This window comes from Agromyces mediolanus (assembly GCF_044917495.1).
Classification (GTDB): domain Bacteria; phylum Actinomycetota; class Actinomycetes; order Actinomycetales; family Microbacteriaceae; genus Agromyces; species Agromyces mediolanus_B.
Genome location: NZ_JAVSSI010000003.1, coordinates 110,968 through 134,325, shown reverse-complemented (window position 1 = coordinate 134,325; position 23,358 = coordinate 110,968). Strand labels below are relative to the sequence as shown.

Below are 23,358 nucleotides of genomic sequence, written 5' to 3'. Positions count from 1 at the left end.
CTGGTCGGCAGAGCCATGGTGCGCGACCTTCACCACGTCGAACCCGCTTCCGGGGCGCGCGGCGTCGAGCCGCTGGGCGACGCCGATCTGCGCGGTCTCGCCGAGATCGCCGAGGAAGAGGCCGCTCGCGTCCGGTCCGTCGATCGCGAGCACGACGCTGGCATCGTTGCCCGGGCGCGTGCGGGGCTCCGGCCAGAGGACCTCCCAGCTCGCCTCGCCGAGCTCCCCGTGCCGGCCGGCCTCGACCTGCACGCTGGACGCACCGCCCGCGACGAGCGGGCCGAGCGCCCGGTCCGAGCGGCCGCCGTCGAGCGGGCCGTGCAGCACCGCAGCGACCCGCCCCGCGATCGCCGGGACTCCCCCGACGTGGTCGGCGTCCCAGTGCGTGAGGACGAGCAGGTCGATGCGTTCGACGCCCGCCACGTCGAGGCATCGCTCGAGCGCAGAGGGGTCGGGCCCGGTGTCGATGAGCATCGTCCGATCCGCCGACCTCAGGAGCACGGCGTCGCCCTGTCCGACATCGCACGCGGCCAGGAACCAGTCCGCCGGCCGGAGGAGCCCGGGCAGCACTCGCGCGCCGATCGCTCCGCCCACCGTGCCCGCGGCCACGAGCAGCACGAGGGCGAGCGAGCCGAGCGCCAGCGGAAGACGCTGGCGACGACCGAGCGCGAGCCGGAGGGCGAGCATCGTGGTGGCCGCGAGGAGAACCGCCCCGGGCGCCCCCGGCGGCCAGGGCAGCTGCGCCACGGGGAGGGCGGAGGTCGCGTGCGCGAGCGCCGCGATCCAGCTCGCGGGCACCCAGGCGAGCTGCGCGAGTGCGAAGCCGACCGAGGGCAGCACCGGCAGCACCAAGCAGGCGAGGAGCCCGAGCACGGTCCCGAGGGGAGCGGCCGGTGCCGCGAGCACGTTCGCGGCGACACCCCCGAGCGGGATGGCCGGTTCGAGCAGGACGAGGATCGGCTGACAGGCGAGCTGCGCCGCGAGCGGGACCGCGAGCACGAGGGCGACGGGAGCGGGCATCACCCGCGCCAGGCGATCCGCGAGGGGCGGCGCGAGGAGCAGGAGCCCCGCGGTCGCGGCGACCGAGAGGGCGAAGCCGAAGTCGCCCGCGTACCAGGGGTCGACCACGAGCAGCACGATCACCGCCGTCGCCAGTGCGGGAAGACCGCCGCCGCGTCGCCCGCGCGCGAGCGCGACGAGCAGCACGAGCGCCATCGCCGCCGCACGGACGACGCTCGCCTGCGGCGTGACGAGCACCACGAAGCCGAGCAGCGCTGCGATCGCGACGACGACCCGTGCCCACCGCGGCGCCCGGCAGCGTGCCGCGATCCCGAACGCCGCCGCGGTCACGATCGCGCAGTTCGCGCCCGAGACCGCGGTGAGGTGGCTGAGCGAGCTCGCCTTCATCGCCGCGTCGAGCTCCGCGCCGACCGCACCTTCGTCGCCGATGGCGAGGCCGGGCACCAGCGCTCCGCCGTCGCCGCCGAGCGCCGCCGCCGCCACCACGAACCCGGATCGGAGCGGAAGCGCCCACCCAGCCCACCACGGCGGCGCGGCGACCGTGTCGACCGCACCGCCCCTCAGTCGCCACGCGGCGCGCTCCGGCGCCGGCTGCGGACTCACCCGCGCCGAGAACCCGACCCGCGAGCCGAAGCCGATCCGCGCAGGCTCCGCCTCGAACTCCGCCACGACGCGCACCGGGCGCACCGCGATCCCATCGACCTCGAGGACGCGAGCGTCCGCCCGGAGCCGGCCCGCTGTTCGCGCGTCGTCGCTCGGCTCGGCTCCGCCGCCGAACCCGGCCGCGCGAGGCGCACTGACGAGTTCGACGAGGACGTGCACGCTCGCCGCCCGCGGCGCCTCTGCGAGCGGGCCGCGCTCACGGTCGGTCAGCGCGATTCCGGCGCTCGTCGCAACCACTGCAGCGCCCGCGCAGGAGACGAGGAGCACCGTCGCGACCGCACGACGTCGGCGGAGCACCGCGATGAGCGCGCCCACGGCGCCGAGCCAGCAGAGCGCCGGCACGACGCGCGGATCGATGCTGAGCTCCGGAGCGCGCACCGCACCCCAGGCGACCGTCCAGATGACGAGCGCAGGTACCGCGAGCCGAAGATCCCGGACCGTCGGGCGGCCGCCGAGCGGACCGGGAGCACCGCCGCTCACAGCACCGCCGCTCACAGCGCCACCCGGTCGACGAGCCCGGCGAAGACCGCGTCGCCGATCCCGGCGACCTCGAGGAGCTGCTCGACGCTCGTGAACCCGCCGTTCGCGGCGCGCCAATCGAGGATGCGCTGCGCGAGCGCGGGCCCGATGCGCGGCAGCGTGTCGAGCTCCGCGAGCCCGGCGGTGTTCAGCCGGACGACCCCGGGCTGCGCCGCACCGTCCGGCGCTGCGACGGGGCCCGCCGCCCCGGGGCTCCCGGGCGCCCCCGGCGGGGGCGCCTCGCCGGGCCGGGGGACGACGAGCTGCTCGCCGTCGGCGACCGGTCTGGCGAGGTTCACCCCGCCCGGGTCGGCGTCGGGAGCGAGCCCGCCCGCCGCGGCGATCGCGTCGATGACGCGGGCGCCCGGCGCGAGCTCGACGAGCCCGGGTTCGTCGACGGCCCCGAGCACGTGCACTAGGAGCACGGGAGACGAGGCGGTGCCCGTCAGCTGCTCCCCCACCGCGGCCGACTCCGCCCCGGCCGCGTCTGCGGTGCCCGGTTCCGCGGGAGCCCCGCCGCCGCGGACCGCACCGGCATCCCCTCCACCCGATCCGAAGAACGACAGCAGCGCCGCGGCCGCGATCGCCGCGATGAACACGACGACGGCCGCGCCGACCGCGATCCGGGTGCGCAGCTGGGTTCGGTGCGCACCCGGTGCGAGCAGGTCGAGCGGATCGTCGGGCGCTGCGGAGCTCGATCGCACGCCGCTCGGGAGTTCGGGCATGCGACGACGCTAGGACCCCGTCGCAGCACGACCGTCGGCGACGTCCCCATCAGTGGGCGGAGCGGCATCCGCCCGGGGTGTGGAGGACGGCTACCCGCGCGTCGCGATGTTCACGAGCTTCGGCGCGCGCACGATGACGTTCACGATCTCGCGCTCGCCGATCGCCCGGGCGACCGCGGCGGACTCGCGCGCGAGCCGCTCGAGCTCCTCCGCCGAGACCTTCGGCGAGACCTCGAGGCGGTCGCGCACCTTGCCGTCGACCTGGACGATCGCGGTGACCTGCTCCTCGACGAGCAGCGCCCGGTCGGCCTTGCGCCACGGCACGAGCGCGACCGACGGCTCGTAGCCGAGCCGCTGCCACATGTCCTCCGCCGTGAACGGCGCGAACAGGTCGAGGATCATCGCGGTGACCTCGGCGGCCTCGCGCACGGCGGCGTCGGCCGGGCCGGGGCCCTGGTCGATGGCCTTGCGGGTGAGGTTCACGAGCTCCATCAGGCGCGCGACGATGACGTTGAACTTGTACGACTCGGCGAGGCCCGGGGCATCCGCGAGGAGACGGTGCGTCGCGCGCCGCAGCGCGCGGTCTCCCGTCGACCAGTCGACCTCCGGCGCGCTCGTCACGTCGTGCGCGACGCGCCAGGCGCGGGCCAGGAACTTCGCCGATCCGACGGGCGAGACGTCGGCCCAGTCGATGTCGTCCTCCGGCGGCCCGGCGAACGCGAGCGTCACGCGGAGCGCATCGGTGCCGTGCGCGGCGAGCTCCGAGGCGAACTCGACGAGGTTCCCCTTCGACTTCGACATCTTCGAGCCGTCCATGAGCACCATGCCCTGGTTCAGCAGCGAGGTGAACGGCTCGGTGAAGGTGAGGTAGCCGAGGTCGAACAGCACCTTCGTGATGAAGCGCGAGTAGAGCAGGTGCAGGATCGCGTGCTCGACACCGCCGACGTACTGGTCGACCGGCGCCCACTTCTCGGCCTCGGCCGGGTCGAACGCCCGCGTGTCGTCGTTCGCGTTCAGGTACCGCAGGTAGTACCAGGAGCTGTCGACGAAGGTGTCCATCGTGTCGGAGTCGCGCTTCGCCGCACCGCCGCACTTCGGGCAGGCGACGTTGACCCACGCCTCGGCGGCGCCGAGCGGGCTCGTGCCCTTCGGCTTCAGGTCGAGCCCGGCCGCGTCGGGCAGCCGCACGGGCAGTTCCGACTCGGGGACCGGCACCTCGCCGCACTCGGCGCAGTGGATGATCGGGATCGGCGTGCCCCAGAAGCGCTGGCGGGAGATCAGCCAGTCGCGGAGGCGGAAGTTCTTCGCGGCGCGACCGGTGCCGCGCTCGTCGAGGATCTCGATCGCGCGACGGATCGCGTTCGACTTCGACAGCCCGTCGAGCGGACCGGAGTTGATCAGCCGGCCCTCGCCGGTGAGCGCCACGCCCGTGGCGGCGGGGTCGAGCGGCGGCAGGTCGTCGGGCTCGATCGCGTTGCCGTCGGCGTCGGTCGGGATGACGGGGATGACGCCGGTGACGGGCGCGTTCGTGTCGACGACGACGCGCACCGGCAGCTCGAAGGCGCGGGCGAAGTCGAGGTCGCGCTGGTCGTGCGCGGGCACCGCCATGATCGCGCCGTGGCCGTAGTCGGCGAGCACGTAGTCGCTCGCCCAGATCGGCAGTCGCTCGCCGTTCAGCGGGTTGATCGCATAGCGTTCGAGGAAGACGCCGGTCTTCGGCCGGTCGGTCGCGAGCCGGTCGATGTCGCTCTCGGCGCGCACGGAGTCGAGGTAGCCCTCGAAGTTGCGCTGCACCTCGGCCGAGGCGCCGCCCGCGAGCTCGGCGGCGAGCGGGGAGTCGACGGCGACGACCATGAAGGTCGCGCCGTACAGCGTGTCGGGGCGGGTGGTGAACACGGCGACGCGCTCGTCGCGGCCCTCGATCTCGAAGTCGACGTCGGCGCCCGAGGAGCGGCCGATCCAGTTGCGCTGCATCGAGACGACCTTCGACGGCCAGGTGCCCTCGAGCTGGTTGAGGTCGTCGAGCAGCCGGTCGGCGTAGTCGGTGACCCGGAAGTACCACTGGGTCAGCGCCTTCTTCGTCACGACGGCGCCGCAGCGCTCGCAGTGGCCGTCGACGACCTGCTCGTTCGCGAGCACGGTCTGATCGTTCGGGCACCAGTTGACCTGGCCGGCCTTGCGATAGGCGATGCCCTGCTCGTAGAGCTTCAGGAACAGCCACTGGTTCCACTTGTAGTACTCGGGGTCGCTCGTGTGCAGCTCGCGCGACCAGTCGAAGCTCGGCGCGTACTGGCGGAAGGAGCGCTTCTGCTGCGCGATGTTCGCGTAGGTCCACTCGCGCGGGTCGGCGCCGCGCTTGATGGCCGCGTTCTCGGCGGGCAGGCCGAAGGAGTCCCAGCCGATGGGGTGCAGCACGTCGAAGCCCTGGTGGCGCCAGTAGCGGGCGGCGATGTCGCCGAAGCCGAACGCCTCCGCGTGGCCCATGTGCAGGTCGCCCGAGGGGTACGGGAACATGTCGAGCACGTACTTGCGGGGGCGGGTGTCGCCCTCGCGGCCCGCGCGGAAGAGCTCGCGCTCCTCCCACACCGGAAGCCACTTCTCCTGGATGGCGGCGAAGTCGTAGGCGTCGGCGTCGGGGCGCGGCACGGATTCCTGCTCGTTGACCACGTGACTCTCAATCGTGCGTATCTGCGGGGTGGGATCGTGGGCGCGACGGAAGCGCGCTCGATGCGAGCTTCCAGCCTATTCGATCGCGGCGTCAGGGGCGGCGCCGAGCGCCTCGAGCAGCGCCCGGGCCTTGACCCGGGTCTCCTCGACCTCCTCCTCGGGCACCGAGAGCGCCGTGATGCCGCCGCCTGTGCCGATGGAGGCGCCGGTCGAGGTGACGACGATCGAGCGGATCACCATCGCGAGGTCCGCCCCGCCGTCGACCGACAGCGTGCCGAACGCCCCCGAGTAGACGCCCCGCTCGCCGGCTTCGAGCTCGTGCAGGATGCGCATGGCACTCTCCTTCGGCGCCCCCGTCATCGAGCCGGCGGGGAAGGACGCGGCCACCGCGTCGACGGCGTCGAGGCCGGGCCGGAGCCGGGCGGACACGGTGGAGACGAGCTGGTGCACCTGCGGGTACTCCTCCACCGTGTGCAGGCCGCTCACCCGGACGCTGCCGAGCTCGGCCACGCGCGAGAGGTCGTTGCGCATCAGATCGACGATCATGAGGTTCTCGGCGCGCTCCTTCTCGCTCGCGAGGAGCTCGGCGCGGAGGGCTGCGTCGCGGACCGGGTCGGGATGCCTCGGCCGCGTGCCCTTCATCGGCTTCGTCGACACGACGCCGCCCGGCTCCACGAGCAGGAACTGCTCCGGGGAGGCGCTGACGAGCGCGGTGTCGCCGAAGCGGAGCAGGCCGCCGTGGTGGCTCCGGCTCGAACGGCGCAGCCGCCGGTACAGCGTCACCGGGTCGAAGCCGCCGTCGACGTCGATGCGGTTGGTGAGGCAGAGCTGGTACGCGTCGCCGCGGGCGATCGCCTCCTGACAGGCGAGGATGCGGCGCCGGTACGCCTCCGGCGCGTGCCGCCAGCGGGGCGCGCCCGGACCGGCCATCGCCGCACCCGCGGGGACGGCCGACGGGGGCTCGGGCGCGGCGGTCTCCGGCAGTTCCGCGATCGCCGCGGCAGTGCGCTCCGCCCAGGATGCCTGCAGCGCGACGAGCGCGGGATCCGCCTCGTCCTCCAGCCACTCCAGGCGCATCTCGCCCGCACCGTGCTCGAACACGATCGCGCGATCGGCGAAGAAGAAGGCCGCGGCGGGCGCGCTGCTCGGCGCGGCGGGAAGCGCCAGCGCCCGAGCGCCGAACTCGTAGCCGAGCCAGCCGATCCAACCGAGCGGCGTCGTTCCGGGGTCGCCCGCGCGCAGCCCGCTCAGCTCCCCCGGGTCGCCGAGACCGGCGCGGAGCCGCTCGAAGACCGCCGAGGGCGGCGCCTCGTCGTCGACGACGAGCACCGCGGCGCCGTCTCGGGGAACGGCCACGACGCTCGCCCCGGACGTGGCATCGGCTCCGGAATCGAGCCACGCGGACACGGGGGCGTCGCCGGCGAGCTCGAGGTGCACGAGCTCCGGGTCGCGCCACCCGGGCAGCGGTCGGCGACGGAGGCGTCGGGGCATCCCCTCAGCCTAGGGCGCGCGAGGCGCGGCCGAGCGCAGTGCCGCCGCCGACGGCACAGCCGAGCACGAGCTCGCGGTCCACGAGCCCCGGCGCGACCGGCGTGTGGGAGATGAGCACGACCGAGCGGCCGGATGCCGCGCCCAGCAGTTCGGCGAGGAGCGCCTCGGCCCGAGCCCGGTCCACGCTCGCGGTCGGCTCGTCCAGCACGAGCACGTCGAAGTCCGCGAGCATCGCCCGCGCCAGCGCGATCCGGTGCGCCTGCCCACCGGACACGAGCGCACCGCGCTCGCCGACCGGCGCATCGAGGCCGCCCCGCTCGCGCATCCACTCGCCGAGCCCGACGCGTTCGACGACCGCCTCGAGCTCGGCATCGCTCGCCGTGTCGCGGGCGAAGATCAGGTTCTGCCGGATCGACTCGTCGAAGAGCCACGGTCGCTGCTCGACGAGCCCGATCCGGTCGCGCAACCGATGGGCGTCGAGTTCGCGAGCCTCGACGCCGTCCAGCCGGTACGAGCCGCCGTACTCGAGGAAGCGCACGAGCACATGGGCGAGGGTGGTCTTCCCGCTCCCGCTCGGGCCGCGCACGAGCACCCGCTCCCCCGGCGCCACGTCGAGATCGACGGGTCGGAGCGCGGCAGGCCGCCCGGATCCGGCCGCACCCGGCCAATCCGCGCTGACGCCGCGAAGCTCGAGCCGCGGCGCCCCGCCGTCGGGCAGCGCGCGGGGCGACGTGCTCGGCACCGGGAGCTCCGGGGGAACCTCCGCGGGCACGGCGTCGGCGACCCGCTGCGCGGCCGAGCGGGCCACCCGCCAGGCCGCGGCCGCGGGCGGAACGGCCGCCGCGACCTCCGCGATGGCGAGCGGCACGAGCGCGAGCACCGCGAGCGTCGGCCCGTCGATCGATCCGCCGGACAGGAGCGGGGCCGCGAGTCCGAGCGCGACGGCCGCACCGACCCCGCCCATCGCCGCGACGGATGCGGCGACGGCGCCCGACGCGACGGCCCGGGCCCGCGACACCCGGCCGAGCTCCGCGGCGACGCCGTCGATCCGGTCGAGATCGGCCTCGGCGGCGCCGTAGGCGACGAGCAGCTCCCGCGTCCGGAGGTGCTCGACGACGGCCTGCTGCAGCCGGCCGCGCAGCGGCGCCAGCTCCCGATCGGCGCGCGCGCCAGCCCGGTGCTGCGCGAGGAGCGCGAGGCCGATTCCGGCGACGAGCACGAGCGACAACCCGGCCGCGGCCCCCGGCGCGAGGAACGCGATCCCGGCGACCGCCGCGAGGAGGACCACGAGCGCGCTCACGACCGGCTGGACCACCCGCAGGGCGAGGTTCTGCAGTTCGTCGACGTCGCCCACGAAGCGGGCGAGGAGTTCGCCGCCGCGGGTGGCCGGCACCCCGTCCGGCGCCACGGGCAGCATCCGCTCGTAGACGCCGGCGCGGACCGCGGCCAGTTGGCGGAACGCCGCGTCGTGCCCGGCGAGGCGCTCGAGGTAGCGGAACACCGCCCGGGACAGGGCGAACGCCCGCACCCCGACGATGCCGAGGGAGAGGAACAGGATCGGCGGCTGCTCGGCGGCCCGGGTGATCAGCCAGGCGCTCGCCGCCAGCAGCGCCACCGCGGACGCGCCGGAGGCGATCCCGGCGAGCACGGAGGGCAGGAGCCGCCGGAACGGCGGCATCGCCTCGCGCAGCACGCGGCGGGTGGCGGGCTCAGTTCGCGACACGGACGGCCTCCCGGAGTTCGACGACGCGATCGGCTGCGGCGACGAGCGCCGGCCGATGGCTCGCCACGAGGACGCCCGTGCCGCGTGCGGCGAGCCGCCGGACGGCGTCGGCGAGCCTGGCCTCGTGGTCGGCGTCGAGCGCGGAGCTCGGCTCGTCGAGGACGAGGAGGCGCAGTCCCTCGGCGCGGGCGCGATGCCAGGCCCGGGCGACCGCGACGCGCTGCTGCTGGCCGCCGGAGAGACCGGCGCCATCGGCGCCGATCGGATGCCCGCCGTCGAGTCCGACGGCGAGCTCGGCGAGCGCCTCCGCGAGGAGGGCCTCCGGTGCGCTCTCGCTGCCGAGCCGGACGTTCGAGGCGACGGTGCCGGCGCGGAGCATCGGCTGCTGCGCGGCCCAGGCGAGCCGCGAACGTGCGGCCGCACCGGCGGGCACGCCGTCGACCAGGGCACGGCCCTCCGCCTCGGCGAAACCGAGGAGGGCGGCGATGAGGCTCGACTTGCCGGATCCGCTCGGGCCGACGAGCGCGACCACCTCGCCGGGCGCGATCTCGAGGTCGACGGGCGCGGCGACGGGTCTGCCGTCGCGGAGCGCCGCGAAGCCGTCGAGGCGGAGCACCGCCGCCTCGTCGCCGCGCACCGGTCCGGGCGCGCCCGACGTCGCGGTCGGCGCCGTCGCGGCATCCGCCCGTTCCCCCGCCTCGATCCGGTCGAGCGCCTCGCCGGAGGCCTCAAGCCCCTCGGTCGAGGCGTGGAAGGCCGCGCCGACGTTCCGCAGCGGCAGGAACACCTCGGGGGCGAGCACGAGGACGAACAGCCCGGCGAGCAGGCCCATCTCCCCGGACACGAGTCGGAGCCCGATCGAGACGGCGACGAGGGCGATCGAGAGGCTCGCCCCGAACTCGAGCACGAAGCCGGAGAGGAAGGTCACGCGCAGTACCCGCATCGTCTTGCCGCGGTACGCGTCGGTCGCGCGGCGGATGCGGCCGAGCTGCCGTTCCGCGCGGTTGAAGACCACGAGCGTGGACAGGCCGCCGACGATCTCGAGGAAGGCGGTCGAGAGCTGCTGCAGGCCCTCCCACTGGCGCTGCTGCACCTGCTTCGTGGCCAGCCCGATGAGCGCCATGAAGATCGGCAGCAGCGGCAGCACGATGACGAGGATCAGCCCCGAGAGCGGGTCGGCGAGCCAGACGGCGACGAGGAGGATCGGCATCGCGACGACGGTGAGGACGAGCTGCGGGAGGTAGCGCCCGAAGTAGTCGTCGAGCGCGTCGAGGCCGGGACCGAGGAGGGTCGCGAGCCGCCCGGTGCCGGCCGGCTCCCCGGCGCCGCGGTCGACGGCCTCGAGCACCGCCCGGCGGAGCTCCGACTTCACGCGCACCGCGCCCGCCGCGCCGGACCACTCCCACACCCAGGCCGCGAGCGAGCGGACGAGCACCGAGCCCAGCAGCAGGAGCATCACCCAGCCGAGCTCCGCGAACGGGACGCCCGCCACGAGATCGGTGACGAGGCGGGCGAGGCCGTACGCGAAGCCGATGACGGCGAGCGCCTGGACGAGGGCCACCGCACCGCCCGCGGCGAGGAAGCCGCGGGCGGCGCCGGAGCGCCGGATGAGGCGCGGATCGAGCGGTTTCACGTCAGTGCGCGGCCGCCTCGATGGTCTGCCTCGTCACGCGCTTGCGGAAGATCCAGTACGTCCACGCCTGGTACGCGATCACGAGCGGCAGGAAGATCAGCGCCGTCCAGCTCATGAACGTGAGCGTATACGGTGTGCTCGACGCGTTGACGATGGTCAGGCTGTTCGCGGGATCGTTCGACGCGGGCATGACCTCCGGGAACAACGCCGCGAAGAGCCCGACGACGGCCGCCGCGATCGTGAGCGCCATGAGCCCGAAGGCGAGCCCCTCCTTGCCCCGCATGTTCGCGAGCACGCCGCCGATGAGGGCGACCGCCGCGACGCCCGCGAGGGCCCAGAACCAGGCGGAGCCCTGCGCGACGCCGGTCCAGAGGAGGAAGGAGGCGGCCACCACGATCGTGATCAGCCCGGCCCGCGTCGCGAGGCGCTTCGCCCGGGCGCGCAGCTCCCCCTCCGTCTTCAGCGCGATGAACACGGCGCCGTGGGTGAAGAAGAGGAGCAGCGTCGTCGCACCGCCGAGGAGGGCGTAGGGGTTCAGCAGGTCGAACAGCGTGCCGATGTAGTTGTGGTCCGCGTCGAGCGGCACGCCCTGCACGATGTTCGCGAAGGCGACGCCCCAGAGCAGCGCCGGCACGGCCGAGCCGACGATGATCATCCGGTCGAACCAGGCCTTCCACTGCGACTCCGGCCGTTGATGCCGGTACTCGAACGACACGCCGCGGGCGATGAGGGCGAGCAGGATCAGCAGCAGCGCCAGGTAGAACCCGGAGAAGAGCGTCGCGTACCACTCGGGGAACGCGGCGAACAGCGCGGCGCCCGCGACGATCACCCAGGTCTCGTTGAGATCCCAGACGGGCCCGATCGTGTTGATCATGACCCGGCGGTCGGTGTCGTCCTTCGCGAGGAAGGGCATGGTCATGCCGACGCCGAAGTCGAAGCCGTCGAGCACGAAGTAGCCGACGAAGAAGAAGGCGACGATCCAGAACCAGAGCACGGCGAGATCCATGGCGAACTCCTTCTAGTAGACCGTCGAGGGCTGCTCGACGCGTCCGGTCTCGGGGTCGGGGGCGCCGATCTCGGGCGGCCCCTTCTTGACGGCGCGGATGATGAGGCGCACCTCCACGACGGCGAGGATGCCGTAGATCAACGTGAATGCGGTGAGCGAGATCAGCACGTCGAGGCCGGTGACGTTGGGCGACACCGCGGACTCGGTGAACATCTGGCTGAACACGATCCAGGGCTGCCGGCCCATCTCGGTGAAGACCCAGCCGACGATCATGGCGCCGAGCGAGAGCGGGAAGCTCCAGATGGCGACCTTCCACACCCACTTCTGCTTCGGCATCCGCCCCTTGCGGGTGAGCCAGAGGCCGACGACGGCGACGAGGACGTGCGCCATGCCGAGGCCGATCATCCAGCGGAACGCCCAGTAGGTGACCCAGATGATCGGGGTGTAGTCGCCGGGGCCCCAGAGCTCGGTGTACTGGGCCTGGAGGTCGTTGATGCCCTCGACGCAGCCGTCGAGGCTGTGCGTGGACAGGAGCGAGAGCAGGTACGGGACCCGGATGGAGAACAGCTCGTTGGTGCCGTCCGGGGTGCCGAGGGTGAAGATCGAGAAGGAGGCGTCGGCGCCGCAGACGGTGTCGTAGGTCGCCTCCGCCGCGGCCATCTTCATGGGCTGGGTGGCGACCATCGCGAGGCTCAGCTGGTCGCCGAAGAACGTGGTCAGGGCGCCGGAGACGATCATCGCCCAGAGACCGAACTTCAGCGCGGGACGCATCGTGTCGAGGTGCTGGTTGCGGGACAGGTGCCAGGCGGCCGCGGTGATGATGAGGCCGGAGGAGACCATGAACGCCGCCGCGATGGTGTGCGGGAACGCCGCGAGCGCCACCGGATTCGTCAGCACGGCCCAGATGTCGACGAGCTCCGCACGGCCGCGTTCGGCGTTGAGCTCGAACCCGACGGGGTTCTGCATCCACGCGTTCGCCGCGATGATGAAGTACGCGGAGACGATCGAGCCGACCGCGGTGACCCAGATCGTCGCGAGATGCAGTTTCTGCGGCAGCCGGTTCCAGCCGAAGATCCAGAGCCCGATGAAGGTCGCCTCGAGGAAGAACGCCAGGAGGCCCTCGAGCGCGAGCGGGGCGCCGAAGATGTCGCCGACGAAGCGCGAGTACTCCGACCAGTTCATGCCGAACTGAAACTCCTGCACGATGCCGGTGACGACGCCCATCGCGAAGTTGATGAGGAAGATCGAGCCGAAGAATCGGGTGATGCGGAGGTACTCGACCTTCGCGGTGCGCACCCACGCCGTCTGGAAGATCGCCGTCGTGGTGGCGAGTCCGATGGTGAGCGGGACGAACAGGAAGTGGTAGACGGTCGTCAGTCCGAACTGCCACCTGGCGAGCAAGAGCGGATCGAGCAGATCATTCACAGGGTGCCCCCTTCGCGGCCGTTCCGGGCCCGAGCGGATGACTTCTACACTTCGTAGAAGCGTGCGATGCCCATTCTTCTACTCGATGTAGAAGAAGCGCAAGTCACGCAGTACGATGAAGCAATGGCAAGCCTTGGCGAACTCGAGCGAGCGGTGATGGAAGAGCTCTGGACGAGCGATGCCGCCCTCACCGCCAACGAGCTGCGCGACCGCCTGGTCCTCGCAGGATCCGACAGCGGCCGCGCCCCCGCGACCACCACCGTCCTGACGGTGCTGTCCCGCCTCGAGCGCAAGGGCTTCGTCGCCCGCTCGCGCGACCAGCGCCCGCACCGCTACCGCGCCCTGCTGAGCCGGGCCGAGCACACCGCCGAGCTCATGCACGAGGTGCTCGACTCCTCGCACGACCGGGCCGGCGCCCTCGCCCGCTTCGTCGGCACCGTGTCCGCCGGCGAGGCGCAGACCCTCCGCCGCCTCCTCGACGAGCTCAGCGCCCGGCGCTGACCATGCTCGTCGTCGCGGCCGTGCTCGCCGCCCTCGCGATCACGCTCGCGTGGCCCGCCCCGCTCGCCCTCGCGAGCGCCGCCTGGCCCGCCCGGGCGCCCGCGCTCGCCCTCGTGCTCTGGCAGGCGATCGCCCTCGCCGGCGGGTTCTCGATGATCGGCAGCCTGCTCGCCTTCGGCGCCTCCGCGTCCGGCTCGCTGCTCGGCGGGCTCGACGACCTGCTCCCCCATCTCGTCGACGGACCCATCCCCTCGCACTACGGCGTGTTCGAGATCGCGGCGCTCACCCTCGCCGCGGGGCTCGCCGTGCACCTCGCCCTGAACCTCGCGCTCACCACGGTCTCCGCCGAGCGCGAGCGCCGCCGTCAGCACCAGCTCATCGACCTCCTGAGCGAGCCGCTGCCGGGCCTGCCGGGCACGCGCGTCCTCGCGCACCCGGTCCCCCTCGCCTACTGCGTGCCCGGGCTCCGCACGGCGACGGTGCTCACCGACGGGCTCATCGGCGCCCTCGAGGACGACGAGCTCGCCGCGGTCGTCGCCCACGAGCGGACGCATCTCGAGCAGCTGCACCACCTGGTGCTGCTCTCGTTCCGCGCCTGGCACAGCGCCCTGCCCTGGTTCCCGATCGCGAACCGCGCCGAACGCGCCGTCTCGACGCTCACCGAGATGCTCGCCGACGACGGCGCCCGGCGCACGACCGGTGCCGAGCCGCTCCGGCGCGCGGCCGAACGCCTCGGCGCCGACGTCGAGCCCTTCGCCTACGCCGACGCCGGCGGCGTCCGGCCCGATCCCGACCTGCTCGAAGCGCGGCTGCGCCGCCTCGACGGGCCGATCGAGCCGCTCCCCCTCGTCGAGCGGGCCGGCATCGTCGCCACCGCGATCATCCTCGTCGCGACGCCGGTGGTCTCGATGTTCGCCATCCTCCGCTGACCCGGCCGTTCGAGCCGCGGCCGCGTCACCCCACGGTAGGGGGCTGCGCAGGACGGAATCCCTCCCCGGTCGGATGTTCTCCCCAGCCGGGCGCCCTAGGCTCGTGGACGATGAACGAGCTGCTCGATTGGATCCTCGACACCGTCCAGAGCGTGGACCCGGTGCTCCGCACCGCCCTGGCCGGGATCGGCATCATGCTCGAGACCTCCGTGCTCATCGGCCTGATCGTGCCGGGCGACACCATCGTGATCGTCGCCTCGACGGCCATCGAGGACGGCACGCAGTACGTGGCGATGCTCGTCACCGTGATCATCGGGGCGCTCATCGGCGAGAGCATCGGATTCGTGCTCGGCCGCTGGTTCGGGCCCCACATCCAGACCTCCCGCCTCGGCCGACGCATCGGCGAGGCGAACTGGGAACGCGCCCAGCGCTACCTCGATCGCCGCGGCGGGCCCGCGGTCTTCATCTCCCGCTTCCTGCCGGTGCTGCACTCGCTCGTGCCGCTCACCGTGGGCATGAGCACCATGAGCTACCGCCGCTTCCTCGCGTGGACGGCGCCCGCGTGCACGATCTGGGCCGCCGCATACACGAGCGTCGGCTGGCTCGCCGCGGGCAGTTACCGCGAGCTCAGCCGGGAGCTGCACTGGGCGGGCTACCTCTTCGTCGCCGTCATCGCCGTGTTCCTCCTCGTCGTGTGGCTCGCGAAGAAGCTCATCCTCCGCTCGGAGGCCCGTCACCTGGAGCTCGACGAGTCAGGCGACGCGGTCGCGGGAACGCCCGGCGGGACGGCGCACGTCGAGCCGGGCTCGCCCGAGGCCGCCGCTCGAACGGCGGAAGGGCCGGAGCCCCGGGCCTGACCCCGGCCGCTCCGACCCTTCCCGATGCCGCGCGTCAGAACAGCGACTTCTCGGCCAGCCAGTCCTTCGCGATCTGGTCGGCCGACTGCTGCTCGTTGACGCTCAGCGAGTTGAGCGCGACCAGGTCTTCCGGCGTCAGCGCGGCGCTCACCGTGTTGATGACCTTCGCCATCTCGTCGGTGACCTTCTCGCTGACCACGGGCACGACGTTCGAGGCGAGGAAGAGCCCCTCCGGGTCCTCCAGCGTCACGAGGTCGTTCGCGGCGATGTTCGGGTCGGCGCTGAAGATGTTCACCATCTGCACCTGGTCGTCGACGAGCGCCTTCAGCGTCAGCGGGCCGCCGTTGTCCTCGATCGGCGTGAACGCGACGTCGACGCCGTAGACCGACTTCAGCCCCTCGGGACCGTACGGCCGCGTCGCCAGCTCGGAGTTGCCGCCGAGCGTGATCTTCGTCGTGACGTTCTTCAGGTCGGCGAGGCTCTTCACCTTGTTCGCGTCCGAGAAGGCCTTCGTCACGTTGTACGAGTCCTGGTCGGTCGCCGGCGACTGGTCGAGCACGCGCAGCCCCGACGGCAGCGCGTCCTGGAGCGCGGCGTACACGTCGTCGCTCGTCGTGGCCGTCGTGTCCTTCTCGAAGAACTGCAGCAGGTTGCCGGTGTACTCGGGGAAGACGTCGATCGCGCCGTCCTCGATCTCCGGCATGTAGACCTCGCGCTGCCCGATGCGGAACTGGCGGTCGACGGTGAAGCCGTTCTCCTCCAGCGCCTGAGCGTAGAGCTCGGCGATGATCTCGTTCGAGTAGTAGTCCTGCGAACCGATGACGATGGTGTCGCCCCCGGAGCCGCCCGGCGAGGACGACTCGTCGAGCGGGTCGCCTCCGGAGGCGCAGCCTGCGAGGGCCGTCATCGCTCCGACGGCGACGGCCGCCAGGGCGATGCGGAGGGTCTTGCGTGCCGTGTTCATACTGGATTCCCTTCGGTGATGGTGCGACGGGCAGGGGTGCGCTTCCGCGCCGGCTCGGTGCCCGTGCGGGCGGAGCGGGCGAGACGCACCCCGGTCGGTGTGACGAGGCGCTGCAGGATGGCGAACGCGCCGTCGACGAGGAGGGCGAGCAGGATGACGAGGAGGGAGGCGCCGAGCATCTGAGCGTAGTCGCGCGTCTTCAGCCCCTCGAAGATGAAGCGGCCGAGTCCGACGTCGGCGAGGTAGGCGGCGAGCATCGCGGTGGCGATCACCTGCAGCGCGGCGGAGCGGATGCCGCCGACGACGATCGGCATGCCGATCGGCAATTCGACCTTGCCGACGATCTGCGTCTCGCGCATGCCCATCGCGCGCGCCGCGTCGATCGTGCGGCGGTCGACGGACTCGAAGCCGGCGTACGCGCCCGCGAGGAGCGGCGGGATCGCGAGGATGACGAGCGCGAGCACGGGCGCGCGGAGCCCGATGCCGAGCCAGAGCCCGAAGAGCGTGAGCACGCCGAGCGTCGGCAGGGCGCGCAGCCCGCCGGAGACCATCACCGCGAGCTGTTTGCCCCGGCCCGTGTGGCCGATGAGGCCGCCGACCGGGAGCGCGATGACCGCGGCGATCGCGAGCACGACGGCGGAGACGGCGAGGTGCTGGCCGAGCCGGGCGGCGATCCCGGCGGGGCCGCCCCAGTTGGCCGGGTCGAGGATCCACCCGATCGCGTCGGCGAAGAGGTTCATGCCGCCTCCCGCGCCTCGACGGGCGTCGGCGACGGGGCGGCGCCACGGCGCGATGGCGCGCTCCGCCGCGACCAGGGCAGCAGGAGCCGCCCGCCGAGCACGCTCAGCGCGTCGAGGATGAGCGCGAGCACCATCGTCGCGACGATGCCCGTGACGATCTCGGCGACGATGCCCCGCTGGAAGCCGTCGGTGAAGAGGCTGCCGAGGCTCGGCACGCCGATGACCGCGCCGACGGTGACGAGGCTCACCGTGCTCACGATGACGACGCGGAGCCCCGCGAGGAGCACCGGGCCCGCGAGCGGCAGCTCGACCGCCCAGAACCGCCCGGTCGCCGAGTAGCCGACGGCCGTCGCGGCGAGCCGGGTGTCGGGCGAGACGGCGTCGAACGCGTCGGCGGCGGTGCGCACCATGACGGCGATGCCGTAGAGCGTCAGCGCGACGACGAGGTTGAGCGGCGAGCGGATGCCGAAGCCGGTGATCGCCGGCAGCGCGATGAACAGCGCCAGCGAGGGGATCGCGTACAGGATGCCGCAGAGCGTCAGCAGCACGCCCCGCGCCCACCGCTGGCGGTGCGCGAGGTAGCCGATCGGGATCGCGATCACGAAGCTCAGTATGATCGCGGGCACCGACAATCCGAGATGCACGAGCACGAGCTCGCCCACCTGCCCCAGGTTCTGGAGGAGCCAGTTCACGGCTCGAGGACTCCCGCCGGGCGCCCGTCCTCGTCGACCACCACGCGGCGGCCGTCGACGTCCTCCACGCGGAGCCGGCGGCGCCCCCGGTCGGCGCCGACGAAGCCGCTGACGAAGTCGTCGGCCGGATTCGCGAGGAACTCCGCCGGGGTGCCGGACTGCACGACCTCGCCACCGGTGCGGAGCAGCACGACCTGATCGCCGAGGAGGAACGCCTCGTCGATGTCGTGGGTCACGAATACGACCGTCTTGCCGAGCTCGCGCTGCAGCCGGCGGAGCTCCTGCTGCAGCTCCTGCCGCACGAGCGGGTCCACCGCGCCGAACGGCTCGTCCATCAGCAGGATGTTCGGGTCCGCGGCGAGCCCGCGCGCGACGCCGACGCGCTGCTGCTGCCCGCCCGAGAGCTGCGCCGGGTACTTCGGCGCGAGCGAGGCGTCGAGCCCCACGGTCTCGAGCAGCTCCATCGCCCGGGCACGGGCGGCGGCGCGGCGCGTCCCGCTGAGGAGCGGGACCGTCATGACGTTGTCGAGCACCGTGCGATGCGGCAGCAGCCCCGAGTTCTGCATGACGTAGCCGATGGAGCGGCGCAGTCGCACGGGGTCGACGGTCGCGACATCCGTCCCGTCGATGAGCACGGCCCCGGAGCTCGGATCCACCATCCGGTTGATCATCCGGAGCAGGGTCGTCTTGCCGGACCCCGAGGTGCCGACGAGCACCGTGGTCGTCCGCGGCGGGACGATGAGGTCCACGCCGCCGACCGCGAGGGTGCCGTCGGGGTACTGCTTGGTGACGCCGCGGAACTCGATCATGTATCGCTCTCCCCCGCTCGGCACATCCGAACGCGCGACGACAAGCCAAACATCATTCCGCCGAGCGGGCAACGCCCTTGGCGGCGCGGCGTGCGTCCGCTATGCGGCGGATTCCACCCTGCGGTGCACCTCGAGCACGTCCTCCAGGTAGTCGCGCACGACGCGCTTCGCCTCGCGCAGATAGCGCTCGTCGCCCTCCGGGTCCCGCGTGAACGCCCGGTTCACGAGGGAGTCGACGAGCTCGATCGCGATGCCGAGGCGGAAGCGGAGCTCCTCGCCGTCGGCCACCTCGCCGAATTCGGCCTCGATGACGCTCGCCAGCCGGTCGGCGAACTCGGGCTCGAGGCCGTCGTCGCTGAGCTCGCGCTCCGATCCGTGCACGACGCCGAAGCCCGGCTCGTCGCGGTACAGGTCGATGCACGCGTCGACCGCGAGCTCCACCGCATGCCACCAGCCCTCGAGCTCCGCGCCGTCGAACAGGTCGGCGACCCGCTCGCGGTAGCGGCGCACGGAGCGCTCGCGGAGGGCGTGCAGCACCGCGACCCGGTCGGGGAAGTAGCGGTACACCGTGCCGATGGACGCGCCCGCTCGCTCCGCCACCATCTGCGTGGTGAGCCGTTCGAAGCCGACCTCGTCGACGATCTCCGCAGCGGCGTCGAGCAGCGCATCGAGGCGCTGCGAGCTGCGACGCTGGGTCGGTTCGGTACGGACGGCACGCTTCCGAGCGTGGTCGGTACCGAGGATCAGGTCGACGTTCGACACGAAACCTCCTTGGACTTGCCTGGCTACTTTACCTGGCCGAGCGCGCCCGACCGACCGAACCGCGGGCGCGGGGGCGGTTCGACCCGGCTGGGCATGCATGACAGACTGAGGGGATGCCGGCGAGTCCCCCCACCCCGCCCGGACCCCGAGAGCGGACGGCCCGGCACGGCGCCGCACGCTTCGAGGACTGGGTGCACGAGGTGCGCGAGCGGTTCGCCAGGCGCCGCGGGCACGTGCCGACGGTGGTCCCCTACACGGGCTACGGCTCGACCGACTGGGTGCGGGTGTTCTGCCGGGTGCTGCTGTCGAAGCCCCGCACGGGCGACGAGCCGAGCGGCCGCCGGCGGCGGCGCCCCGGCCAGGAGAGCATCCGCGGCTGGCGGAGCTTCACGAGCGTCCCGGTCGGCGACGTGCCGGTCGTCATCCGCATCGGCGAGGTCCGCATCGAGGTCCTGGCCGATCGCGGCGGCGTCGTCGACACGAAGATCCCGGTCGAACTCGCGCCCGGCTGGCACCGCGCCGTGCTGTCCACGGAGGGCGCCGCCGAGGTCGAGGCACCGATCCTCGTCGTCTCGCCCGAGACCGACTTCGGCATCATCTCCGACGTCGACGACACGGTCATGGTGACGGCGCTCCCCCGCCCGCTCGTCGCGGCGTGGAACACCTTCGTTCTCGCCGAGCACGCCCGCATCCCGACCCCGGGCATGGCGGTGCTCTTCGAACGGCTCGCGCGCTCGCATCCGGGCGCCCCGGTGATCTACCTCTCCACCGGTGCCTGGAACGTCGCGCCCACCCTCACCCGCTTCCTCTCGCGGAACCTCTTCCCCGCCGGCCCCCTGCTCCTCACCGATTGGGGGCCGACGCACGATCGCTGGTTCCGCAGCGGCCGCGCGCACAAGGAGCAGAACCTCCGCCGTCTCGCCGAGGAGTTCCCCGGCATCCGCTGGCTGCTCATCGGCGACGACGGGCAGCACGACGAGGAGCTCTACGCGAGCTTCGCCGAGGAGCACCCCGACCGGGTGGCCGCCGTCGCCATCCGCCGGCTGTCGACCGGCGAGGCGGTGCTCGCCGGCGGGCGCACGAAGACCGGGGAGCACGACGACGCGATCCCCTGGGTCTCCGCGAGCGACGGCTCCTCGCTCGCCGATCGTCTGGCCGAGGCCGGGGTGCTCACCGGCCGGGGCGCCTCCGCCGACTGAGCGAGCGCAGTGCGGCCGCGGCGCCGCGCCTCAGCCGCGCCGCGCGCCGGACTGCGCGCGCGAGCGCCGGAATCGCAGCAGCCCGCGGTTGACCTGCCGGGCCCAGAACGGACCGCGATAGATGAACGCCGAGTAGCCCTGCACGAGGGTCGCCCCCGCGTCGAGGCGATCCTGCACGTCGGCGGCGGTCTCGACCCCGCCCACGGACACCACGCAGAGCTCGGCCGGCACCTCGGCGCGGATGATCCGCAGCACCTCGAGCGAGCGAGCGGCGAGCGGCGCGCCGGACAGTCCGCCGGCACCCTTGGCCTCGACCTCGTCGGCGGGCGTCTTCAGGCCCTGCCGGGAGATCGTCGTGTTCGTCGCGATGATGCCGTCGAGGCCGAGTCGCAGCACGAGCGCGCAGATGCGGCGCACCTCCTCGTCGGCGAGGTCGGGCGCGATCTTCACGAGGAGCGGGGTCGAGCCCGCAGCCGCGCGCACGGCCTCGAGGAGCGGCGCGAGCGCGTCGAGCTCCTGGAGACCGCGGAGCCCCGGGGTGTTCGGCGAGCTGACGTTCACGACGAGGTAGTCGGCGAAGGGGGCGAGCACGCTCGCGCTCCGCTCGTAGTCGGCGACCGCGTCCTCGACCGCCGTGACGCGGCTCTTGCCGATGTTGACCCCGAGCACCGGGCGGTGCGTGCGCCGGGAGAGGCGGGAGAGGCGACCGGCCGCGGCATCCGCCCCGCCGTTGTTGAAGCCCATCCGGTTGATCAGCGCACGGTCGGCGACCAACCGGAACAGTCGGGGCCGCTCGTTGCCGGGCTGGGCGATCGCCGTGATGGTGCCGACCTCCACGTGGCCGAAGCCGAGGTTGCCGAGGCCGCGCACCGCGTAGCCGTCCTTGTCGAACCCGGCCGCGACGCCGAACGGCGAGGGGAAGCGCAGCCCGAGCGCCTCCACCGCGAGCGAGGGGTCGGGGCCCGTGAAGCGTTCGACGAGCCGTCCGACGCCGAGCGTCGGGAGCGCGCGGATCACGCGGAAGGCGAGGTGGTGCGCGTCTTCGGGGTCGAGCTTCGACAGGAAGAGCGAGAAGAGGAGTCGATACATGCCGGAGCCAGGCTACCGGAGGCGGCGCGCCGGCACGTGCCGTCGGCGGCGCACGCCCGCCGCGCGCCTCACTCCACCGGGCGGGCGGGCAGGCGCCCGTGCTCCTCGCGGAGCTGCGCGATCGCGGCGTCGAAGTCGTCGAGCGACTCGAACGCCTGGTAGACGCTCGCGAAGCGCAGGTACGCGACCTCGTCGAGCTCGCGGAGCGGCGGCAGGATGGCGAGGCCGATGTCGTTCGCCTCGATCTGCGAGGCGCCCGTGGACCGGATCGTCTCCTCGACCTTCTGCGCGAGCACGGCGAGGTCCGAGTCGGTCACCGGTCGGCCCTGGCAGGCCTTCCGCACGCCGAGGACGACCTTCTCGCGGCTGAACGGCTCGACGACGCCGGAGCGCTTGATGACGACGAGGCTCGCCGTCTCCGTGGTGGAGAAGCGTCGCCCGCACTCGGGGCACTGCCGACGGCGTCGGATGGACAGGCCGTCGTCGCTCGTACGGGAGTCGATGACGCGCGAATCTGGGTGGCGGCAGAACGGGCAGTACATGGTGTGCCCAGCCTACCCTCCGCTTCAGGACCGGATGCGGCACGGGCGCGTCGCCCGGCAGGCGCCGGCGGCCGCTCAGCCCTCGCCGGGGAAGCGCGCCGTGACGGCCTCGCCGTGGGCGGGGAGGTCCTCCTCGGCGGAGAGCGCCGCGATCACCGGGGCGACCTCGCGCAGGGCCGCCTCGTCGTAGCGCACGAGCTGCTGGGGGCGGAGGAACGTCGCCGCAGAGAGCCCCGAGGAGTGGCGCGCCTGTCCCCCGGTCGGCAGCACGTGGTTCGAGCCGGCCGCGTAGTCGCCGAGGCTCACCGGCGAGTACGGGCCGAGGAAGATCGCCCCGGCGTTCTCGATCCCGGCGAGCACGGCGTCGGCGTCGCGCACCTGGATCTCGAGGTGCTCGGGCCCGAAGGCGTTCGCGAAGACGGCGGCCTGCGCGAGGTCGTCGACGAGCACGACGGCGGACTGGGCGCCGCCGAGCGCGGCCCGCACGCGCTCGCGGTGCTTCGTGGCCTCGGCCCGGACCCCGAGCCGCTCGAGCACCCGCCCGGCGAACTCCTCGGAATCGGTGACGAGCACCGAGGCGGCGAGTTCGTCGTGCTCGGCCTGGCTGATGAGGTCGGCGGCGACGAAGTCGGCGTCGGCCGCGTCGTCGGCGATCACGAGGATGTCGGTGGGCCCCGCTTCCGCGTCGATGCCGGTCACGGCGGCGACGACCCGCTTCGCGGCGGCGACGTAGACGTTGCCGGGACCGGTGACCCGCTGCACCGGGTCGAGGCCGAGTTCGTCGACCCCGTACGCGAAGGCGCCGATCGCGCCGGCGCCGCCCATCGCGTAGACCTCGGTGACGCCGAGGAGCGCCGCGACGGCGGCGACCGTCGGGTGGATCCGCCCGCCGTGGGCGGCCTGGGGCGGGGAGGCGAGCGCGATCGACGCGACACCGGCGGCCTGCGCGGGAACGACGTTCATCACGACGCTCGAGGGGTAGACGGCCTTGCCGCCGGGCACGTACAGGCCGACCCGGGCGACCGGCTGCCAGCGCTGCTCGACCACCGCGCCGTCGCCGAGCACCGTGCGAGTGGGCGCCGGCACCTGGGCGGCGCTCGCGGCCCGCACCCGCTCGATCGTCGACTCCACCGCGCGACGGACCTCGGGATCGAGCGCGTCGAGCGCCTCGCGGAGCTCGGCCTCGGGCACGCGGATGGCCGGCGGGCGCACCCGGTCGAGCCGCTCCGCCTGCTCGAGGAGCGCCGTCGCACCGTGCTCGCGGACCTCCTCCACGAGCGCCCGAGCCGTGTCGAGCGCCGCCGACACGTCGGTGCCGGCGCGGGGAACGAGCGCGAGCAGCTCGCGCTGGGTCGGACGGGTTCCGCGGAGATCGATCGTTCGCAGCATCAGGGCTCCAGCC

Annotated in this window: 19 protein-coding genes and 1 pseudogene; 4 read left to right on the top strand and 16 right to left on the bottom strand. The window is 73.2% G+C overall.

From position 1 onward, the window contains the following. Positions 1 to 54: 54 nt before the first annotated feature. The 8 genes and pseudogenes from ROT00_RS05940 to ROT00_RS05905 form a co-directional block, all read right to left on the bottom strand. Positions 55 to 1,464, bottom strand: a pseudogene (locus ROT00_RS05940) (ComEC/Rec2 family competence protein); the annotation flags it as partial. A 710-nt stretch (positions 1,465 to 2,174) separates the two neighbouring features. After that, positions 2,175 to 2,927 (bottom strand): ComEA family DNA-binding protein, encoded by a 753-nt coding sequence (locus tag ROT00_RS05935; RefSeq protein WP_404773135.1) that lies wholly within the window; start codon positions 2,925 to 2,927, stop codon positions 2,175 to 2,177. Positions 2,928 to 3,017: 90 nt separating this feature from the next. Then, positions 3,018 to 5,594, bottom strand: a complete 2,577-nt coding sequence (gene leuS, locus ROT00_RS05930; RefSeq protein ID WP_404773134.1) for a leucine--tRNA ligase — start codon at positions 5,592 to 5,594, stop codon at positions 3,018 to 3,020. Between the two features lie 75 nt (positions 5,595 to 5,669). Next, a complete protein-coding gene (locus ROT00_RS05925; RefSeq protein ID WP_404773132.1) occupies positions 5,670 to 7,085 on the bottom strand; it encodes an anthranilate synthase component I family protein in 1,416 nt (471 codons plus the stop codon). Positions 7,086 to 7,089: 4 nt separating this feature from the next. Beyond that, a complete protein-coding gene (gene cydC, locus ROT00_RS05920; RefSeq protein WP_404773131.1) occupies positions 7,090 to 8,808 on the bottom strand; it encodes a thiol reductant ABC exporter subunit CydC in 1,719 nt (572 codons plus the stop codon). After that, positions 8,795 to 10,441 carry a thiol reductant ABC exporter subunit CydD gene (gene cydD, locus ROT00_RS05915; protein ID WP_404773130.1) on the bottom strand — a complete coding sequence of 549 codons (1,647 nt, stop codon included), beginning with the start codon at positions 10,439 to 10,441 and terminating at the stop codon, positions 8,795 to 8,797. The genes cydC and cydD overlap by 14 nt, the downstream gene beginning before the upstream one ends. 1 nt (position 10,442) lies before the next feature. Next, a complete protein-coding gene (cydB, locus tag ROT00_RS05910; protein ID WP_404773129.1) occupies positions 10,443 to 11,447 on the bottom strand; it encodes a cytochrome d ubiquinol oxidase subunit II in 1,005 nt (334 codons plus the stop codon). 12 nt (positions 11,448 to 11,459) lie between these two features. Continuing rightward, positions 11,460 to 12,872: a cytochrome ubiquinol oxidase subunit I gene (locus ROT00_RS05905; protein ID WP_404773127.1), complete on the bottom strand. Its 1,413-nt coding sequence runs from the start codon at positions 12,870 to 12,872 to the stop codon at positions 11,460 to 11,462. A 123-nt stretch (positions 12,873 to 12,995) separates the two neighbouring features. On the opposite strand from ROT00_RS05905, the gene ROT00_RS05900 reads away from it, so the two are divergent. From ROT00_RS05900 to ROT00_RS05890, 3 genes are all read left to right on the top strand, one after another. Then, positions 12,996 to 13,373 (top strand): BlaI/MecI/CopY family transcriptional regulator, encoded by a 378-nt coding sequence (locus ROT00_RS05900; RefSeq protein ID WP_404773126.1) that lies wholly within the window; start codon positions 12,996 to 12,998, stop codon positions 13,371 to 13,373. A gap of 2 nt (positions 13,374 to 13,375) precedes the next feature. Further along, positions 13,376 to 14,302, top strand: a complete 927-nt coding sequence (locus ROT00_RS05895) for a M56 family metallopeptidase (RefSeq protein WP_404773124.1) — start codon at positions 13,376 to 13,378, stop codon at positions 14,300 to 14,302. Between the two features lie 110 nt (positions 14,303 to 14,412). Further along, complete coding sequence (locus ROT00_RS05890; protein ID WP_404773122.1) at positions 14,413 to 15,159, top strand: DedA family protein; 747 nt, start codon at positions 14,413 to 14,415, stop codon at positions 15,157 to 15,159. Between the two features lie 34 nt (positions 15,160 to 15,193). Here ROT00_RS05890 and ROT00_RS05885 read toward each other — a convergent pair whose 3' ends face one another. The 5 genes from ROT00_RS05885 to ROT00_RS05865 all read right to left on the bottom strand — a co-directional run bounded on the left by ROT00_RS05885 (position 15,194) and on the right by ROT00_RS05865 (position 19,126). Then, positions 15,194 to 16,123 (bottom strand): ABC transporter substrate-binding protein, encoded by a 930-nt coding sequence (locus ROT00_RS05885; protein ID WP_404773121.1) that lies wholly within the window; start codon positions 16,121 to 16,123, stop codon positions 15,194 to 15,196. Beyond that, complete coding sequence (locus ROT00_RS05880) at positions 16,120 to 16,863, bottom strand: ABC transporter permease (RefSeq protein WP_404773120.1); 744 nt, start codon at positions 16,861 to 16,863, stop codon at positions 16,120 to 16,122. The genes ROT00_RS05885 and ROT00_RS05880 overlap by 4 nt, the downstream gene beginning before the upstream one ends. After that, complete coding sequence (locus ROT00_RS05875) at positions 16,860 to 17,555, bottom strand: ABC transporter permease (RefSeq protein ID WP_404773118.1); 696 nt, start codon at positions 17,553 to 17,555, stop codon at positions 16,860 to 16,862. Before ROT00_RS05875 ends, ROT00_RS05880 begins: the two co-directional genes overlap by 4 nt. After that, positions 17,552 to 18,364 (bottom strand): ABC transporter ATP-binding protein, encoded by an 813-nt coding sequence (locus tag ROT00_RS05870; protein WP_404773116.1) that lies wholly within the window; start codon positions 18,362 to 18,364, stop codon positions 17,552 to 17,554. Before ROT00_RS05870 ends, ROT00_RS05875 begins: the two co-directional genes overlap by 4 nt. 99 nt (positions 18,365 to 18,463) lie before the next feature. Continuing rightward, entirely contained in the window at positions 18,464 to 19,126 is a 663-nt protein-coding gene (locus ROT00_RS05865) for a TetR/AcrR family transcriptional regulator (protein WP_404773114.1), read from the bottom strand. Between the two features lie 113 nt (positions 19,127 to 19,239). Between ROT00_RS05865 and ROT00_RS05860 the strand changes: the two genes are divergently transcribed. After that, positions 19,240 to 20,325: an App1 family protein gene (locus ROT00_RS05860; protein WP_404773113.1), complete on the top strand. Its 1,086-nt coding sequence runs from the start codon at positions 19,240 to 19,242 to the stop codon at positions 20,323 to 20,325. Between the two features lie 30 nt (positions 20,326 to 20,355). Here ROT00_RS05860 and ROT00_RS05855 read toward each other — a convergent pair whose 3' ends face one another. From ROT00_RS05855 to hisD, 3 genes are all read right to left on the bottom strand, one after another. Beyond that, positions 20,356 to 21,414 (bottom strand): quinone-dependent dihydroorotate dehydrogenase, encoded by a 1,059-nt coding sequence (locus tag ROT00_RS05855; RefSeq protein WP_404773112.1) that lies wholly within the window; start codon positions 21,412 to 21,414, stop codon positions 20,356 to 20,358. Positions 21,415 to 21,482: 68 nt separating this feature from the next. Beyond that, complete coding sequence (nrdR, locus tag ROT00_RS05850; RefSeq protein WP_189086504.1) at positions 21,483 to 21,956, bottom strand: transcriptional regulator NrdR; 474 nt, start codon at positions 21,954 to 21,956, stop codon at positions 21,483 to 21,485. 75 nt (positions 21,957 to 22,031) lie between these two features. Beyond that, positions 22,032 to 23,345, bottom strand: a complete 1,314-nt coding sequence (gene hisD, locus ROT00_RS05845; RefSeq protein ID WP_404773110.1) for a histidinol dehydrogenase — start codon at positions 23,343 to 23,345, stop codon at positions 22,032 to 22,034. Between the last annotated feature and the right edge of the window lie 13 nt (positions 23,346 to 23,358).

Bases quoted from the DNA above. Each gene is read 5' to 3' on its own strand.
- ROT00_RS05925 (WP_404773132.1), bottom strand. From the start codon at position 7,085: ATGCCCCGACGCCTCCGTCGCCGACCGCTGCCCGGGTGGCGCGACCCG.
- ROT00_RS05935 (WP_404773135.1), bottom strand. From the start codon at position 2,927: ATGCCCGAACTCCCGAGCGGCGTGCGATCGAGCTCCGCAGCGCCCGAC.
- ROT00_RS05885 (WP_404773121.1), bottom strand. From the start codon at position 16,123: ATGAACACGGCACGCAAGACCCTCCGCATCGCCCTGGCGGCCGTCGCC.
- cydB (WP_404773129.1), bottom strand. From the start codon at position 11,447: ATGGATCTCGCCGTGCTCTGGTTCTGGATCGTCGCCTTCTTCTTCGTC.
- ROT00_RS05895 (WP_404773124.1), top strand. From the start codon at position 13,376: ATGCTCGTCGTCGCGGCCGTGCTCGCCGCCCTCGCGATCACGCTCGCG.
- ROT00_RS05900 (WP_404773126.1), top strand. From the start codon at position 12,996: ATGGCAAGCCTTGGCGAACTCGAGCGAGCGGTGATGGAAGAGCTCTGG.
- ROT00_RS05880 (WP_404773120.1), bottom strand. From the start codon at position 16,863: ATGAACCTCTTCGCCGACGCGATCGGGTGGATCCTCGACCCGGCCAAC.
- ROT00_RS05855 (WP_404773112.1), bottom strand. From the start codon at position 21,414: ATGTATCGACTCCTCTTCTCGCTCTTCCTGTCGAAGCTCGACCCCGAA.
- ROT00_RS05870 (WP_404773116.1), bottom strand. From the start codon at position 18,364: ATGATCGAGTTCCGCGGCGTCACCAAGCAGTACCCCGACGGCACCCTC.
- ROT00_RS05890 (WP_404773122.1), top strand. From the start codon at position 14,413: ATGAACGAGCTGCTCGATTGGATCCTCGACACCGTCCAGAGCGTGGAC.
- ROT00_RS05860 (WP_404773113.1), top strand. From the start codon at position 19,240: ATGCCGGCGAGTCCCCCCACCCCGCCCGGACCCCGAGAGCGGACGGCC.
- hisD (WP_404773110.1), bottom strand. From the start codon at position 23,345: ATGCTGCGAACGATCGATCTCCGCGGAACCCGTCCGACCCAGCGCGAG.
- nrdR (WP_189086504.1), bottom strand. From the start codon at position 21,956: ATGTACTGCCCGTTCTGCCGCCACCCAGATTCGCGCGTCATCGACTCC.